The sequence below is a fragment of the Nonomuraea sp. bgisy101 genome (genome assembly GCF_057708945.1).
The window spans coordinates 25,133-38,370 of record NZ_JBYITD010000045.1; the positions used below are offsets into that span (position 1 = coordinate 25,133).

General features: G+C 71.5%; 11 protein-coding genes and 1 pseudogene. 5 read left to right on the forward strand and 7 right to left on the reverse strand.

The window, feature by feature from the left end:
* Nucleotides 1-4: 4 nt before the first annotated feature.
* The 4 genes and pseudogenes from murJ to AC3EO4_RS48685 all read right to left on the reverse strand — a co-directional run.
* Complete coding sequence (gene murJ, locus AC3EO4_RS48670) at nucleotides 5-1,498, reverse strand: murein biosynthesis integral membrane protein MurJ (RefSeq protein ID WP_431902849.1); 1,494 nt, start codon at nucleotides 1,496-1,498, stop codon at nucleotides 5-7.
* The gene (locus AC3EO4_RS48675; RefSeq protein ID WP_379572143.1) at nucleotides 1,498-2,742 is read right to left on the reverse strand and encodes an O-antigen ligase family protein; all 1,245 of its coding nucleotides are present in this window, start codon (nucleotides 2,740-2,742) and stop codon (nucleotides 1,498-1,500) included. Before AC3EO4_RS48675 ends, murJ begins: the two co-directional genes overlap by 1 nt.
* A gap of 2 nt (nucleotides 2,743-2,744) precedes the next feature.
* Nucleotides 2,745-3,980 carry a sugar transferase gene (locus AC3EO4_RS48680; RefSeq protein WP_379572145.1) on the reverse strand — a complete coding sequence of 412 codons (1,236 nt, stop codon included), beginning with the start codon at nucleotides 3,978-3,980 and terminating at the stop codon, nucleotides 2,745-2,747.
* Nucleotides 3,981-4,469: 489 nt separating this feature from the next.
* Nucleotides 4,470-6,233: pseudogene (locus tag AC3EO4_RS48685) on the reverse strand (GTP-binding protein); the annotation flags it as partial.
* Nucleotides 6,234-6,394: 161 nt separating this feature from the next.
* On the opposite strand from AC3EO4_RS48685, the gene AC3EO4_RS48690 reads away from it, so the two are divergent.
* Both AC3EO4_RS48690 and AC3EO4_RS48695 read left to right on the forward strand, forming a co-directional pair.
* Nucleotides 6,395-7,432, forward strand: a complete 1,038-nt coding sequence (locus AC3EO4_RS48690) for a sensor histidine kinase (protein ID WP_431902851.1) — start codon at nucleotides 6,395-6,397, stop codon at nucleotides 7,430-7,432.
* A complete protein-coding gene (locus tag AC3EO4_RS48695) occupies nucleotides 7,423-8,052 on the forward strand; it encodes a response regulator (protein ID WP_379572150.1) in 630 nt (209 codons plus the stop codon). The genes AC3EO4_RS48690 and AC3EO4_RS48695 overlap by 10 nt, the downstream gene beginning before the upstream one ends.
* Here AC3EO4_RS48695 and AC3EO4_RS48700 read toward each other — a convergent pair.
* Entirely contained in the window at nucleotides 8,037-8,942 is a 906-nt protein-coding gene (locus AC3EO4_RS48700) for a LysR family transcriptional regulator (protein ID WP_379572152.1), read from the reverse strand. The genes AC3EO4_RS48695 and AC3EO4_RS48700 overlap by 16 nt on opposite strands.
* A gap of 73 nt (nucleotides 8,943-9,015) precedes the next feature.
* On the opposite strand from AC3EO4_RS48700, the gene AC3EO4_RS48705 reads away from it, so the two are divergent.
* On the forward strand, nucleotides 9,016-9,930 hold the full coding sequence (locus AC3EO4_RS48705; RefSeq protein WP_431902853.1) for a DMT family transporter: 915 nt from the start codon (nucleotides 9,016-9,018) through the stop codon (nucleotides 9,928-9,930).
* On the opposite strand, the gene AC3EO4_RS48710 is transcribed toward AC3EO4_RS48705, so the two are convergent.
* Nucleotides 9,841-10,224, reverse strand: a complete 384-nt coding sequence (locus AC3EO4_RS48710) for a tautomerase family protein (RefSeq protein WP_379572156.1) — start codon at nucleotides 10,222-10,224, stop codon at nucleotides 9,841-9,843. The genes AC3EO4_RS48705 and AC3EO4_RS48710 overlap by 90 nt on opposite strands.
* An 18-nt stretch (nucleotides 10,225-10,242) precedes the next feature.
* Between AC3EO4_RS48710 and AC3EO4_RS48715 the strand changes: the two genes are divergently transcribed.
* Nucleotides 10,243-10,902, forward strand: coding sequence for a response regulator (locus tag AC3EO4_RS48715; protein ID WP_379572158.1), 660 nt, complete (start codon nucleotides 10,243-10,245; stop codon nucleotides 10,900-10,902).
* An 11-nt stretch (nucleotides 10,903-10,913) separates the two neighbouring features.
* On the forward strand, nucleotides 10,914-11,966 hold the full coding sequence (locus AC3EO4_RS48720; protein ID WP_379572160.1) for a quinone-dependent dihydroorotate dehydrogenase: 1,053 nt from the start codon (nucleotides 10,914-10,916) through the stop codon (nucleotides 11,964-11,966).
* 5 nt (nucleotides 11,967-11,971) lie between these two features.
* Here the strand turns inward: AC3EO4_RS48720 and AC3EO4_RS48725 are convergent, their stop codons facing one another.
* Nucleotides 11,972-13,228, reverse strand: a complete 1,257-nt coding sequence (locus tag AC3EO4_RS48725; protein WP_431902856.1) for an acyltransferase family protein — start codon at nucleotides 13,226-13,228, stop codon at nucleotides 11,972-11,974.
* Nucleotides 13,229-13,238: the final 10 nt, after the last annotated feature.

Consider the following 13,238-nt stretch of genomic DNA (forward strand, 5'->3'; position numbering starts at 1 on the left):
GCGGTCACGAGCGACCTCGCATCCTGATCATCCTGTTGAAATCCCCTGTTCCCGTGAGTGCTGTCACGGCGCAGAACGCCGCCGCCATCGCGAGCGCGGCGAGCACGAGGGCCGCCGCCGATGGCAGTCCTTCGAGGAGCGAACGTGCGCCCCATCCGGCCGCGGTGGCGACCACCGCGGCCAGGAGCAGGCGGGCCGCCGGCCCGCCGATCTCGCGCACCGGCATGCCGATGTCGGAGCCGCGCAGCCCCGCCAGCAGGATCACCGCCGTCAGCGTGATGCCCGCGGCGTTGGCCGCCGCGATCCCCGAGGGACCCGACGACGGCAGGGCCAGCGCGACCGTGGCACCGAGGCCGGCGACCATGGCCATGGCCGGGTACCAGCTCGGCCGCGACCCGCAGAAGAACACCCTGCACACGACGCCGACGACGGCCTGCCCGAGCAGGCCGAGCGAGTAGATCCGCATGATCTGGGCGGTGGCGGTGGTGTCGGCGTCGGTGAACGCGCCGTACTGCAGCAGCAGCCGCACGATGTCGGGCGCGCAGACCACCAGCACACCGGTTGCCAGCAGCACGATCGTCGCGGCGGCCCGCAGGTCGTCGGTCAGCCTCCGCGACGCGGCGGCGCCGTCTCCCGCCGCGATGGCGCGCACCAGATGAGGGAAGCTCACGGTGGCGGCGACCAGCGACAGCATCATCGGCACCTGGGCGATCTTCTGCGCGTAGTTGAGATGCGAGATGGAGCCTTCGGCGAGCGACGATCCGACGAACCGCTCGACGAACACCTGTCCCTGGCGTTCGAGGGTGAAGGCCGCGATGGGGACGAACGCCCCGAGCGGCAGCAGCATCGTGGACGTGGGCCTGCCGGGCCGTCCGAGCCTGCGCACGAACGAGGGAATCTGGACCAGCACCATGCCCACCCCGCCGATCGCCACGCCCACCGCCGCGGCGACCACGCCGAGATCGTGGAAGCACAAGACGCACGTGACGATGCCCAGGTTGTAGGCCACGGTGACGGTCGCGGGTGGTCCGAACACGTGGTTGGCGCGCAGCGCCGCGCTCGCGTATCCGGCCAGCCCGAACATCAGGATCGTGACGGCGGTGAACCGCATGCAGCGGACCGCGAGCTCGGCGTCCGCGATGCCAGGAGCCAGGAGGGCGACCAGCCAAGGCGCGCCCGCCGCCGTCACCACGCTCAGCGCCGTCAGCGCCACGCCCATGTGCGGCAGGGTCGCCGAGACCAGATGCCTGACGTCGTCGCCCAGCTCCGCCGCCCTGCTGAACAGCGGGACCATCAGGAAGGCCATGGCGCCCTCGATGAGCAGCGGCGCCGCCGTCTCCGGCACCATCCACGCGACGAGGAAGGCGTCGGTGCCGGAGTCGGCGCCGTAGGTCCTGGCGAGCAGCAGGTCGCGGCCGAAGCCGAGCAGGAAGCCGAGCCCGACGAGGACGGCGGTGAGGCTCGCCGCCTTCAGCCCCGGTGGGCGCGTCGTCGTCATCACGACCACCCGCCCGCGGACCAGGAGAGCGCGACACCCAGCACCGTGGCTGTGACCAGCGTCGGCGCGCCGCCGATGTCGGCGTAGGCGAAGTCGACGATCACCCAGGTCAGCAGCCCCGTGATGACCAGCCCCCTGCGGATGACCGACCACAGCACGAGCGCCCCGAACAGGAACGCGAAGGCGGCCAGCCCGACCACGCCCTGCTCGCTGAGCACCAGAAGGTACATGTTGTGCGGCGACAGCAGCGGCTGGCGCTGGTACCCGTTGACGGGGTCTTCGGTATCGCTGCCCGACGACAGTCCCGTGGGCGCGTAGCTGTCGCGCAGCGCGGCGAACCTGCGCGGGCCCACGCCGGTCAGCGGGTGGTCCACCCACATCCCCTCGGCGGCCTGCCACAGGTCGTAGCGGTCACTGACCGACCGGTCGGGCTCGGTGACCGAGGAGGTGATCGACGCGAGCCGCTGCCCGATCGTGTCGGAGCCGACGCCGAGGCCGAGCACCAGCAGCACCGCCACCGCCGACATCACCATGACCACGCGGGCCGCGGTGCGCATGCTGTACATGACGAGCATGACCAGCGCGGCGCACGCCATCGCCACCCAGGTGCCGCGGCTCAGCGACAGCACCAGGGGGACGGCCAGCAGGCCCGCGCCCGTGAAGGCGGCGATCCTCGGTCGGCCCCGCGTGGTCAGCCCGGTGCCGAGCAGGATGATCGCGCCGAAGCTGACGACCGTCGCCATGCCCATGACGTCGAGCGCGCCGAACGTGCCGACGGCCCGTACCCGCTCGCCCCCGTAGGACGCGCCCGTTCCCGTGAACACCTGGTAGCAGCCGACCGCCCCCTGTACCGCGGCGGCTGCGACCAGCGCGCCGCCCACCAGCCACGCGTCGATCCTTTCGCGCAGCGTCACCAGGACGGCCAGCGGGATGAGCACGAAGACCTGCAGATACCTGATGTGGCCGGGCAGGCTGGTGCCCATGTCGGGGGAGGCCAGCGTCGCGATGGTGGCCGCGATCACCAAGGGCGCGACCACCACGGCGCGACGCGGCAGCGACGCGCGCCCGGTCACGAGGAAGACCGCCGTGGCGGCGATCAGCACGACCGACGCCACGTCGGCCATGGTGACGTGGACGGCCGAGGTCTGGTCGGCCTGGTCCTGCGGGACGCAGGTCAGCAGGACGGTCAGCGCGGCCAGCGTGCTCGGCCTGCGGATCAGGGTCCAGGGAAGCAGATCGCGCATTCCTAACTGCCACCAGGGCGAAGCAGGGACCAGGCGGTCCTGAGCAGGATCTTGAAGTCGGTTCTGAGCGACCAGTCGTCGATGTAGTGGTTGTCGAAGCGGGCCCTGTCCTCGATCGAGGTGTCACCGCGCAGCCCGTTGATCTGGGCCCAGCCGGTGATCCCCACGGGCACCCGGTGCCGCAGTTCGTAGCGCGGCGTGGTGGTGGAGAACTGGTCGACGAAGTAGGGGCGCTCCGGTCTCGGGCCGACGATGCTCATGTCGCCCTTCAGCACGTTCCAGAGCTGGGGCAGTTCGTCGAGCGAGGTCCTGCGCAGCGCCTTGCCCGCAGGACCGAGCCGGTGGTCGTGGGCGATGCTCCAGCGGGTGGCCGACTCGTGGGCGTCCACAGGCTTGAGCGTGCGCAGCTTGATCAGCTCGATCGGTGCGCCGCCGTAACCGACCCTGCGCTGCCTGAACAGCACGCCGGGGCCGATCTCCCAGCGCACCACCGTCGCGCACAGGGCCAGGATCGGCGCGCTGATCACCAATCCCACCACCGCGACGGCGATGTCGAGGACCCGCTTGAGCGGCCAGGTCAGGCGGTCCTGCGGGTCGGGGCGCATGCGCAGGAGCGCGAAGCTCCTGACGTGCTCGCGCAGTGGGACGAAGTCGACGAACAGGTCGCCCGGTTCAGGCGCCAGGTAGACATCGCAGCCCAGCGACCTGGCCGTCCGGGCCGTGGCCTGGTCCTGCTGGCCCGTGATGACCACCGCGCGCGTCCGGTGCATCCGGACGATGTCGCGCAGGTCGGCGGACCGGCCGAGGAGCGGCAGCCGCGCCTCGTGCTCGTCCTCCTCGTCGACGAAGCCGACCGGCAGCAGGCCGTACTCCGGGTGGCCGAGCAGGGTGACAGCGAGGCGCTGCCCGTGCCCGCCGGCGCCGACGATCACGGCAGCGGTGGTCGCGCCGCGCCTGCGCGCGCCGCGCACGGCGGCGTGGAAGGCGCATCTGCCACTGAAGGCCAGGCAGGTGAACAGCAGGCAGGCCAGGACGACCACCGTCAGCGAGGCGCTTCCCCAATAGGCGGCGAGCGCCGCGACGAGTCCGGATCCGGCCAGCCAGAACCCTCCGTCGAGGCTCGAGGGCAGGATCCGTTGCTCGTAGCCGCGGCCTGCCGCGTTCGCCGCCACGACCAGCACCCCTGCGAGGGCGACGCGTGCGGCCTCCTGCCCCGCCATCAGTGAGGTGAAGGTCATGCACGCCAGGTCCATGCCGATCAGACCGAGCGGCTGGACCGCAGTCCAGCGCCTCGACCTCCGGTTGCCCGATCCCGCCCGCTCTCTGGCAGGGCGGTTATCCCTAACAGGTACAGCCATCATGTCTCCGGAATTAATCACCTAAGTCGGGCACGCGCCAATTGCCTGACCTAATCCGGCTAAAGCTCACCGGCGGCCCTTTTGCCTATCGTGTCCCTACTATTGATGAAGTGCTGATATTTGCCTCTGCAATACGCTAGAAATCCCTTAACAAAGATTCTGATCGTAGCCTCCCGGCGATCACGAACTCCGAAGCCGTGCAGGTCAAACGGCAGATTGATGGGCAAGATTTCGTTGGTAGTGCGTTGGGGGTAGAAATACCGCTTCCGCGTTTATGGCATGGGGAAGCCGATCGGGGCCGGTAGGTACCGGCCCCGATCAGGGAATTGCGCGTATTCGATAGGGAAGGCGAGGCTAAAATCGAGTTGGGGGAACCCTTCCCGATATCGGGCGGTCTCCGGAAGGCCTCGACCACCACACGCCCATGCCGCCCGTCAGGCCAGGCAGGTGCCGCTTCGCCTCGTTCACCAGGCGGGCGGGCAGCGACCCCGTCACCAGCGTGGGCGAGGCGTCCGCCAGTTCTGCCCCCAGCGCGGTCAGCCTGGCGGTGACCTGGCCGAACGCCTCGGCGGGCAACTCCACCTCGAAGGCGTGGCACGGCTCGAACACCCTGGTGCCGGCCAGAGCCAGGGCCGATCTCAGCACGATGGCGGTCAGGCCGCGGAAATCGGCCGCGGTGGTGATCGGCGAGGCGTAACCCGTCCTGGTCAGCGTGATCGTGCAGTCGATCACTGGCCAGCCGTGCAGGCCCTCGCGCAGCGTGGCCCTGACGGTGTCCTCGATCGCCTGGTTGAAGCTGTGCGGCAGCGAGCCCAGCTCCACCTCGCGCCTGAAGGTGTAGCCGTCGCCAGGCTCGACACGCAGGCCCAGGGTGGCCTGGAAGTGGTGGTCGTTGTCCCTGCTCATCTCCGACCGGTCGGCGCCGACGCCGACCGGCCTTTCGAGGTAGACGGGCGTGCTGTCGGAGAAGGCGGCCTCGACGCCGAACTCGTCGCGCAGCCGCTCGGCCAGCACCTCCTTCTGCACCTCGCCATAGAGCTGCACCGACGAGCCGCCGCCCGGCACGGCACGGGTGCTGATGAGCGGGTCCTGCTCGGCCATCCACAGCAGGGCCGCGTGCAGGCGGGCGGCGTCGGCAGGGTCGGCCGGCCGCACGACGGTCTCCAGGCTGGGCGGCGCGAAGGAAGGCGTCGCGCTTCCCTCGTCGGACAGCCGGTCGCCGACCCTGGCGCTGTGCAGGCCCCAGAGCCTGGCGATGTTGCCGGGGGTCAGCGTGGCCTCCTCGGCCGCGCCGACGACGCGCAGCGCGGTGATCTGGCCCGAGTCCAGCTTCTGCCGCGGGCGCACCTCGCCGGAGAACAGGCGCAGGTAGGCGACCTTCCGCCCGGCCTGGTCGCGCTCCACCGCGAAGATCGTGCCCTTCAGTCCCTCGTCCCGGGGCGCGGGCACCGGCAGCAGGTCGCGGATGCCGGCCAGGAGCTCCGCGACGCCGTCGCCGCCGATCGCCGACCCGTGGAAGACCGGATAGACCTGGCAGGCCGCAGTCTGCGCGGCCAGCGCTTCGAGCAGCTCGCCGTGACTCGGTGCCCGGCCCTCGACGAGCGCCTCCAGCAGCGCGTCGTCGTGGTCGGCCAGCGCCTCGGCGTCGATGGGGACGGGCACGACACGGCCCTGCCGCACCCGGTTGACGGCGACGGCGGGCAGACCGGCGAGGATGTCGCGCTGGAGCGCGCCCATCCTGTCGATCTTGTTGACGAACAGGAGCGTGGGCAGCCGCATCTTCCTCAGCGTCCTCAGCAGGACCCTGGTCTGCGCCTGGACGCCCTCGACGGCCGAGATGACCAGGATCGCGCCGTCGAGGACGCCCAGCGCCCGCTCCACTTCGGCGACGAAGTCGGCGTGTCCGGGGGTGTCGATGAGGTTGACTCGCAGGTCGCCGATGGTGAAGGAGGCGACGGCCGAGCGGATGGTGATGCCGCGGCGGCGCTCGATCGCGCCGGTGTCGGTCTGGGTGTCTCCGCCGTCGACGCTGCCGAGCCTGTGGATGGCGCCGGAATCGAAGAGCAGTCGTTCGGTGAGGCTGGTCTTACCCGCGTCGACGTGCGCGAGCACGCCGATGTTCAAGGTGGTCATGGATGCGTGGAACCTCGGTAGGAAGGGCAGGACGCTGGGTTGCCGCGAGGCTCTGCCGCATCTGGTCCTCCCGAGGTTCGTGGTGCCCCCATCCTGCCGCCGCCCGTCCTTCCCCGTCGAACGGTTTTCCACCGGTACGGCGAGGCGGTCACAATGCCGAGGTGAGAGCTCTGCTTTACCTCCTGGCGGGCGTGATCCCCGGCGCGGTCGCGGTGGCGATCACCGTGGCGGCGTTCGGGACGCCGTTCGCCGTGCTGCTGGCGGTGCCCGCCGTGCCGCTGGTGGCGTGGTTCGAGCTGTGGCGGCTGCGGTGGGCCGACCCAGGGCCCGTCGCCAGGAACCGGCGGCGCGAGCTCGGGCTCGGGCTCGTCTCGCTGGTGGCGCTGTGGTGGATCGACCTGATCCTGGTGGTGTTCGCCGTCGGAGGGCCGATCGTCCTGATCGTCTCGCCTGCCGTACAGGAGGACCTGGGGCCCGCGATCGTCGCGTCCGTCGCGGGGGTCGTGCTGGTGCCCGTCGGCATCCACGTCCTGATCATGTGGGGCAGGGCGCGCGTCCTGATGGTCAGGTCGCACCTGGAGCCCCGCAGGCTGGAGGAGGTCGTGGCCTCCAGGGCCAGGCTGGTCGACGCGTTCGAGGCGGAACGGCGCAGGATCGAGCGGGACCTGCACGACGGCGCGCAGCAGCGGCTGGTCGCCCTGTCGATGCGGCTCGGCCTGGCCAGGCTGGACCTGCGGGACGGCTCGACCGCGGCGGAACAGGTGGCCCAGGCGCACGAGGAGGCCAAGAAGGCGCTGACCGAGCTGCGCGAGCTGATCAGGGGAGTGCATCCGCGGGTGCTGACCGACAGGGGGCTGGCGGCGGCCGTCAGGGAGGTGGCCTCCCGCTCGCCCGTCCCTGTGGAGGTCGAGGCGGACCTGGCGCGGTTGCCCGAGCCGATCGAGGCGACGGCCTACTTCGTCGTCGTCGAGGCGCTGGCCAACGTCGCCAAGCACAGCCAGGCCCGCACCGTGCTGATCAGGGTGCGCGACGGACTGGTCATGGAGATCAGCGACGACGGGGTGGGCGGCGCCGACCCCGCCAAGGGCACGGGGCTGACGGGGCTGGCCGACAGGCTCGCCGTCGTGGGCGGCAGACTGTCGCTGTCCAGCCCGGCAGGCGGGCCGACGACGATGCGAGTGGAGATCCCGTGCGGGTAGTGATCGCCGAAGACGCCGTGCTGCTGCGCGAGGGCGTGGTCGGCCTGCTCGAGAGGTTCGGGCACGAGGTGGTGGCCGCGGTCGGAGACGCCGCCGCCCTGCTCGAGGCGGTCGCCGAGCACCGGCCCGACGTCGCCGTCACCGACGTGCGGATGCCGCCCGGCTTCACCGACGAGGGCCTCAGGGCGGCGCTGGAGCTGCGCGAGAAGGGCCTGCCCGTGCTCGTCCTCAGCCAGTACGTCGAGCAGACCTACGCCGCCGAGCTCATGGACGCGGGCGAAGGCGTCGGCTACCTGCTCAAGGACAGGATCGGCGAGGTGACCGAGTTCGTCGACGCGCTGGAGCGCGTCGCCAGGGGCGAGATGGTCGTCGATTCCGAGGTCGTCAGGCAGTTGCTCGGCAGCCGCCGTGACCCGCTCCGGCGCCTCACGCCCAGAGAGCTGGAGGTGCTCGGACTGATCGCCGAAGGCCGCGCCAACGCCGCCATCGCCCGCGAGCTGGTCGTCACGGACGCCGCCGTGGCCAAGCACATCGCCAACATCTTCACCAAGCTTGACCTGCCGCCCGCCGCCGACGGGCACCGCAGGGTGCTGGCCGTCCTCGCCTACCTGCGGAGCTGAGCCTCCAGCGCGCGCATCCTGGCCGAGGCCAGCTCCAGCACCATGCGTGTGGCGGGGGAGAGGGCGGGACCGTGCACGATCGCGAACGTGTCGTGCAGCGCCGGATCCAGCGGCGCCCACCGCAGGTTGCCCGGCATGCGGTCGGCCAGCCTGTGCAGCACGCCCCGCCACGTCACCGTCGCGGCCAGGCCGCGTGCCGCGATCTCCAGAGCCATCTCCGGATCCTCCACCTCCACCCTCGGCCGCAGCACATGGCCCGCCGCCTGCAGGGTGCTGGTGAGCGTGCGGCGGGTGGCGTCCTCCTCGCGCCAGCTGACGTTCGGCAGCACGAGCGGGCGCGTGGCCAGCTGCTCGGGTGTCACGGGATCCGACGGCTCGGTGCTGACGTAGACCAGCTCGTCGCGCATCACCGGCGTCACCGACAGCCCCTCGTCGGCGACGGGCACGGCCGCGACCGCCGCCTCCAGCCTGCCCCTGCGGACATGGTCGAGCACCTCGGCCGAGTTCTGGCCGATCAGCTCGACGCGGACGCCGGGGTGGCGCTCGAGGACGTCTGCCACCAGGTCGGCGCCCAGATAGAAACGGGCCGTCCCGAACAGTCCCAGGCGCACCGTGCCCGTCAGCATCTCGCGGACCGCTGCCACCGCCCTGCCCGCCTCGTCGACCGCGGCGATGGCGGCCAGCGCGTGCGGGCGGAGCGCGAAGGCGGCCTCCGTGGGGACGACGCCCCTGCCGACGCGGAGGAACAGGGTGACGTCGAGGTGCTGCTCCAGCAGGCGCACCTGCTCGGAGATGGACGGCTGGGCGTAGCCGAGGGAGGCGGCGGCCGCGGTGAGCGAGCCGTGCTCGAAGGTGGCGAGGAAGCAGCGCAGCTGGTGCAACGAGGTCATAGAGGTTTTCCCTTTGGATCACCAAGGAAATCAAGGCTACCTCGATGGCTCGATACTGCCTAGATTGCCCGCCATGGGAGTGCTGTGGTGCCTGATCTCCGCCGCGGGGTTCGGGCTGTCGCCGATCTTCGCCAAGGGGGCCTACCAGTCGGGCGTGAGCGTGACGGAGATGCTCACCGGCAGGTTCGTCATCGCCGCCGTCGTGCTGTGGGCCGTGTGCGCGTGGCGCAGGCCCGCTCTCCCCACGGGCAGAGTGCTCCTCACCGCCGTGGGGCTCGGCGGCATCGGCTACGCCGTACAGGCGCTGTGCTACTTCGGCGCCGTCGCCAGGATCGACGCCTCGCTGGCCGCGCTCCTGCTCTACACCTTCCCCGCCCTGGTGACCGCTCTGGCCGTGGCCCTTCGCAGGGAGTCGCTCGACCGGCGCAAGCTCGCCGCCCTCGGGTGCTCGGCCGTAGGCCTGGTGCTCCTGCTCGGCCTCGGCGGCGTGTCGGAAGGCGGGACCACGGGCGTGCTGCTCGCTCTCGGCGCGGCCGTCGCCTACTCGCTCTACCTCACCGTCGCCGACGGCCTGCCCGCCGACGTGGACGTCTACCTGCTGTCGGCCATCGTGTGCACCGCCGCCGCGATCACCATGGGCTTCGCGGGAGGCTTCCAGCTGCCCGGCACGGCCGAGGGCTGGATGTGGACGGGACTGCTCGGCCTCGTCTCGACGGTGCTGGCCATGGCGACCCTGTTCGTGGGCGTGCGGCTGCTCGGCGCGCCGACCGCGGCCATCCTGTCGTGCGCGGAACCGGTGGTCACGCTCGCGTCCACGTCCGTCGTGTACGGCGAGAGCCTCACGCCAGGCCAGCTCGCGGGCGGCGTCGCCGTCCTGGCCGCGGTCCTGGTGCTGCGGCTAAACCTCGACTTTGTACGGCAGCGACAGCTCGTCGGCGGGAACGCCCCTGATACCCCAGTTCACAGCGGGCATCTCCACGATCGTTAGCTCCAGGTCGTCGGCGGGGATCCCGAGCGCCGGCGCCTTGGCGAACACCTCGCGGATCAGCGCCCGCTTGGCGTCGTCGCTGCGCCCGGTGAAACAGACGATCTCGACGATGAGGTAGGCCTCACCCCGCTGCGGGCAGATCAGGTCGTCGGCGTCGAGCAGCAGGAAACGGTGGAACCGCTTGCCCTCGGGCAGCCCCCACGCCTTCGTGACGCACTCGTGCAGCAGGTCCGAGACCTCCCGCTGCCGTCCCGCCCACACGTCACGCCGCCCGTAGATCTTCACCTGTGCCATGTCGGGCAATATACAGAGGTGGTAAGAATCCTCCTCGCCGATGACGAGGCCATGATCAGGGCCGGGGTCGCCGCGATCCTCGGCGTCGACCCGGCCTTCGAGGTCGTCGCGGAGGCGGGAGACGGCAGGGAGGCCGTCGATCTCGCCATCAGCCACCGGCCCGACGTCGCCCTGCTCGACATCCGCATGCCCAAGCTCGACGGCCTCGCCGCCGCGGCCGAGATCCGCAGGGTGGCGCCAGGCACCGCGGTCATCATGCTGACGACCTTCGGCGAGGACGACTACATCGCCAAGGCGCTCGACGTGGGCGCCAGCGGCTTCCTGCTCAAGGCCGGCGACCCGCGCGAGCTCATCGCAGGCGTCCACGCCGTCGCCGGCGGCGCCGCCTACCTCTCGCCCAAGGTCGCCCAGCGGGTCATCACCCAGCTCAGCGGCGGCAGGATGGGCCGCGGCGCGCACGCCCGAGACAGGATCGAGGTGCTCACCGACCGCGAGAAGGAGGTTCTCGCCCTGGTCGGGGAGGGCCTGTCCAACGCCGAGATCGCCGGGCGGCTGTTCATCGTCGAGGGCACCGTCAAGGCCTACGTCAGCACGATCCTCACCAGGCTGGAGGTCCGCAACAGGGTCCAGGCCGCGATCGTCGCCTACGAAGCGGGCCTTGTCCGCCAGGACCGATAGCCTGGTCCTTGATGTACCGACTCCTGTTCACGCAGGTCTTGCGGCGGTTCGACGCCGAGGCCGTGCACCACGCGACCGTCAGAGCGCTCGCGCTGCTCTCCACGTTGCCGCTGCTCAAGCGGCTGCTCCACCGTTTCCTCGCGCCGAGCGACCCCGCGCTGCGGGTGACGGCCTTCGGCGTCCACTTCCCTGGGCCGCTCGGGCTCGCCGCCGGGTTCGACAAGGACGCGGCCTGTGCCGAGGCGCTGTCGGCGTTCGGGTTCGGGCACGTGGAGGTCGGCACGATCACCGCCCACGCCCAGCCGGGCAACCCGCGGCCCCGGCTGTTCCGCGACCTGCGGCAGCATGCGGTCGTCAACAGGATGGGGTTCAACAACGCGGGCGCCCATGCGGCGGCCCGCAGGCTCCGCCGTACGCGAGGCGTGCCCGTCGTCGTCGGGGTCAACATCGGCAAGACCAAGGTCGTGCCGGAGTCCGAGGCGGTGGCCGACTACGTCACCAGCGCCAAGGAGCTCGCGCCGCTGGCCGACTACCTCGTGGTGAACGTCAGCTCGCCCAACACGCCGGGCCTGCGCAACCTGCAGGCGGTGGAGCTGCTGCGGCCGCTGCTCGCGGCGGTCAAGGAGGTCGCCGACTCCACGCCGCGCCGTACGCCGCTGCTGGTCAAGATCGCGCCCGACCTGGCGGACGCCGACGTCGACGCGGTGGCGGATCTGGCGCTGGAGCTGGGGCTCGACGGGATCATCGCGACCAACACCACCATCCGGCATGCGGGGGAGAGCGGCGGGCTGTCCGGACGGCCGCTGAAGGAGCGCTCGATCGAGGTGCTGCGGCGGCTGCGGGCCCGCGTCGGCGACCGGCTCACCCTGGTGTCCGTCGGCGGCGTCGAGGACGTGGACGACGTGTGGGAGCGGCTGCTCGCCGGAGCCACGCTGGTGCAGGGGTACACAGGGATGATCTACGGCGGGCCGTTGTGGGCCTCCCGCATCCACCGCCAGCTGTCCCGCCGCCTGCGCCGCCACGCCACCACGGTGCCCGCGATGATCGGCCGCACCGCCCGCTGACGCTCTCAGCCGCGAGCGTCTCCTCGTCGTGCTCGGAGCCGCGCGGCGAGGCGGCGGCCGGCCCGCTGCGCCGGGGCCTCCACCAGCCGGTACGTGAGCGCGACCGTCCCCAGCAACGCCGCGAGCACGGCCGCCCCCAATCCCGCCCGGTACGGCCAGGCGAGCGCGCCGGGGTCCGGCACCAGCCCGTCCACCACTTCGAGCAGGATCGGATGGATGAGGTACACCGAGTAGCTGACCACGCCCAGCCACGCCCAGAACCGCGGCACCGCCCGGTGCGCCAGCAGCATCCCGGCGGCGAAGGTGACCCACGCGGCGACGACGGCGTTCACCCACGGCCACGGGGACTCCTGGCCGTGCCAGACCCCCGCGGCGACCGCCGCCAGGGGCACCAACAGCACCGGCGGGAGCGTCCTGCTCCAGCCGATCTGGCCTGATCGCGCCCGGTAGAGCGCCGTGCCGGCGAACATGGTGGCCAGGATGGTCATGCTCTGCCAGGCGGGGATGCGCCCGTTGACGGCCGGCAGCCCCACCGCGACCAGCGCCAGCGCCGCCGCCCCCGCCCGCCGCGCGACGGCGCGGGAGCTCAGGACGCCCGCGAGACCGCACGCCCCCAGCGCGGTCACGCCCAGGGTGAGGCCGAGCGTCGCCGTCGCGCCGTGCGACAGCAGGATGGAGGGCAGCAGCCCTCCCGCCAGGAGGGCGACGGCGGCGAACCCGCACCCGACCTCCGCGCTGCGCCGCTGCAGGCCCGCCACGTACAGGGCCGTGACCAGGAAGTAGAACGCCATCTCGTACGACAGCGTCCACAGCACGTTGATGACGTTGGGCACGTTCAGGAGGTCCTGCAGCATCGTGGCGTGCCCGACGACGGCCGACACCGGCCGCTGCGTCAGCCACACGTGCATCGGGTCGACCCCCGTGACGGCCAGCACGCCCGCCGCGGCGACGGCCACCGCCCACAGCGGGTAGAGGCGGAAGAGGCGGCCGGTCCAGAACTCGGCCACGCTGCCCCCGCGCTCCAGCGACGCAGGCACCACATAGCCACTGACCAGGAAGAACACCATCACGCCGTACATGCCGGCGTTGAACCACGGCCCCGTGATGGGACGCAGCTCGGGGAACAGCGGATCGAGCGCGTGCTCGTACACGACCACCAGCGCGGCGACCGCCCGCAGCGCGTCCAGCCAACCCTGCCGGTTCGCGCGCGTGCCGGCCGTCGCCGGGACCGTCGTGGAATCGGCCCCCGTGATCTCCACCATGGCCGCCAGA

Excerpts from the sequence above, each read along its gene's own strand:
- murJ (WP_431902849.1), bottom strand. The coding sequence starts at position 1,498 with ATGACGACGACGCGCCCACCGGGGCTGAAGGCGGCGAGCCTCACCGCC.
- AC3EO4_RS48675 (WP_379572143.1), bottom strand. The coding sequence starts at position 2,742 with ATGCGCGATCTGCTTCCCTGGACCCTGATCCGCAGGCCGAGCACGCTG.
- AC3EO4_RS48680 (WP_379572145.1), bottom strand. The coding sequence starts at position 3,980 with ATGACCTTCACCTCACTGATGGCGGGGCAGGAGGCCGCACGCGTCGCC.
- AC3EO4_RS48700 (WP_379572152.1), bottom strand. The coding sequence starts at position 8,942 with ATGACCTCGTTGCACCAGCTGCGCTGCTTCCTCGCCACCTTCGAGCAC.
- AC3EO4_RS48705 (WP_431902853.1), top strand. The coding sequence starts at position 9,016 with ATGGGAGTGCTGTGGTGCCTGATCTCCGCCGCGGGGTTCGGGCTGTCG.
- AC3EO4_RS48710 (WP_379572156.1), bottom strand. The coding sequence starts at position 10,224 with ATGGCACAGGTGAAGATCTACGGGCGGCGTGACGTGTGGGCGGGACGG.
- AC3EO4_RS48720 (WP_379572160.1), top strand. The coding sequence starts at position 10,914 with ATGTACCGACTCCTGTTCACGCAGGTCTTGCGGCGGTTCGACGCCGAG.
- AC3EO4_RS48725 (WP_431902856.1), bottom strand. The coding sequence starts at position 13,228 with ATGGTGGAGATCACGGGGGCCGATTCCACGACGGTCCCGGCGACGGCC.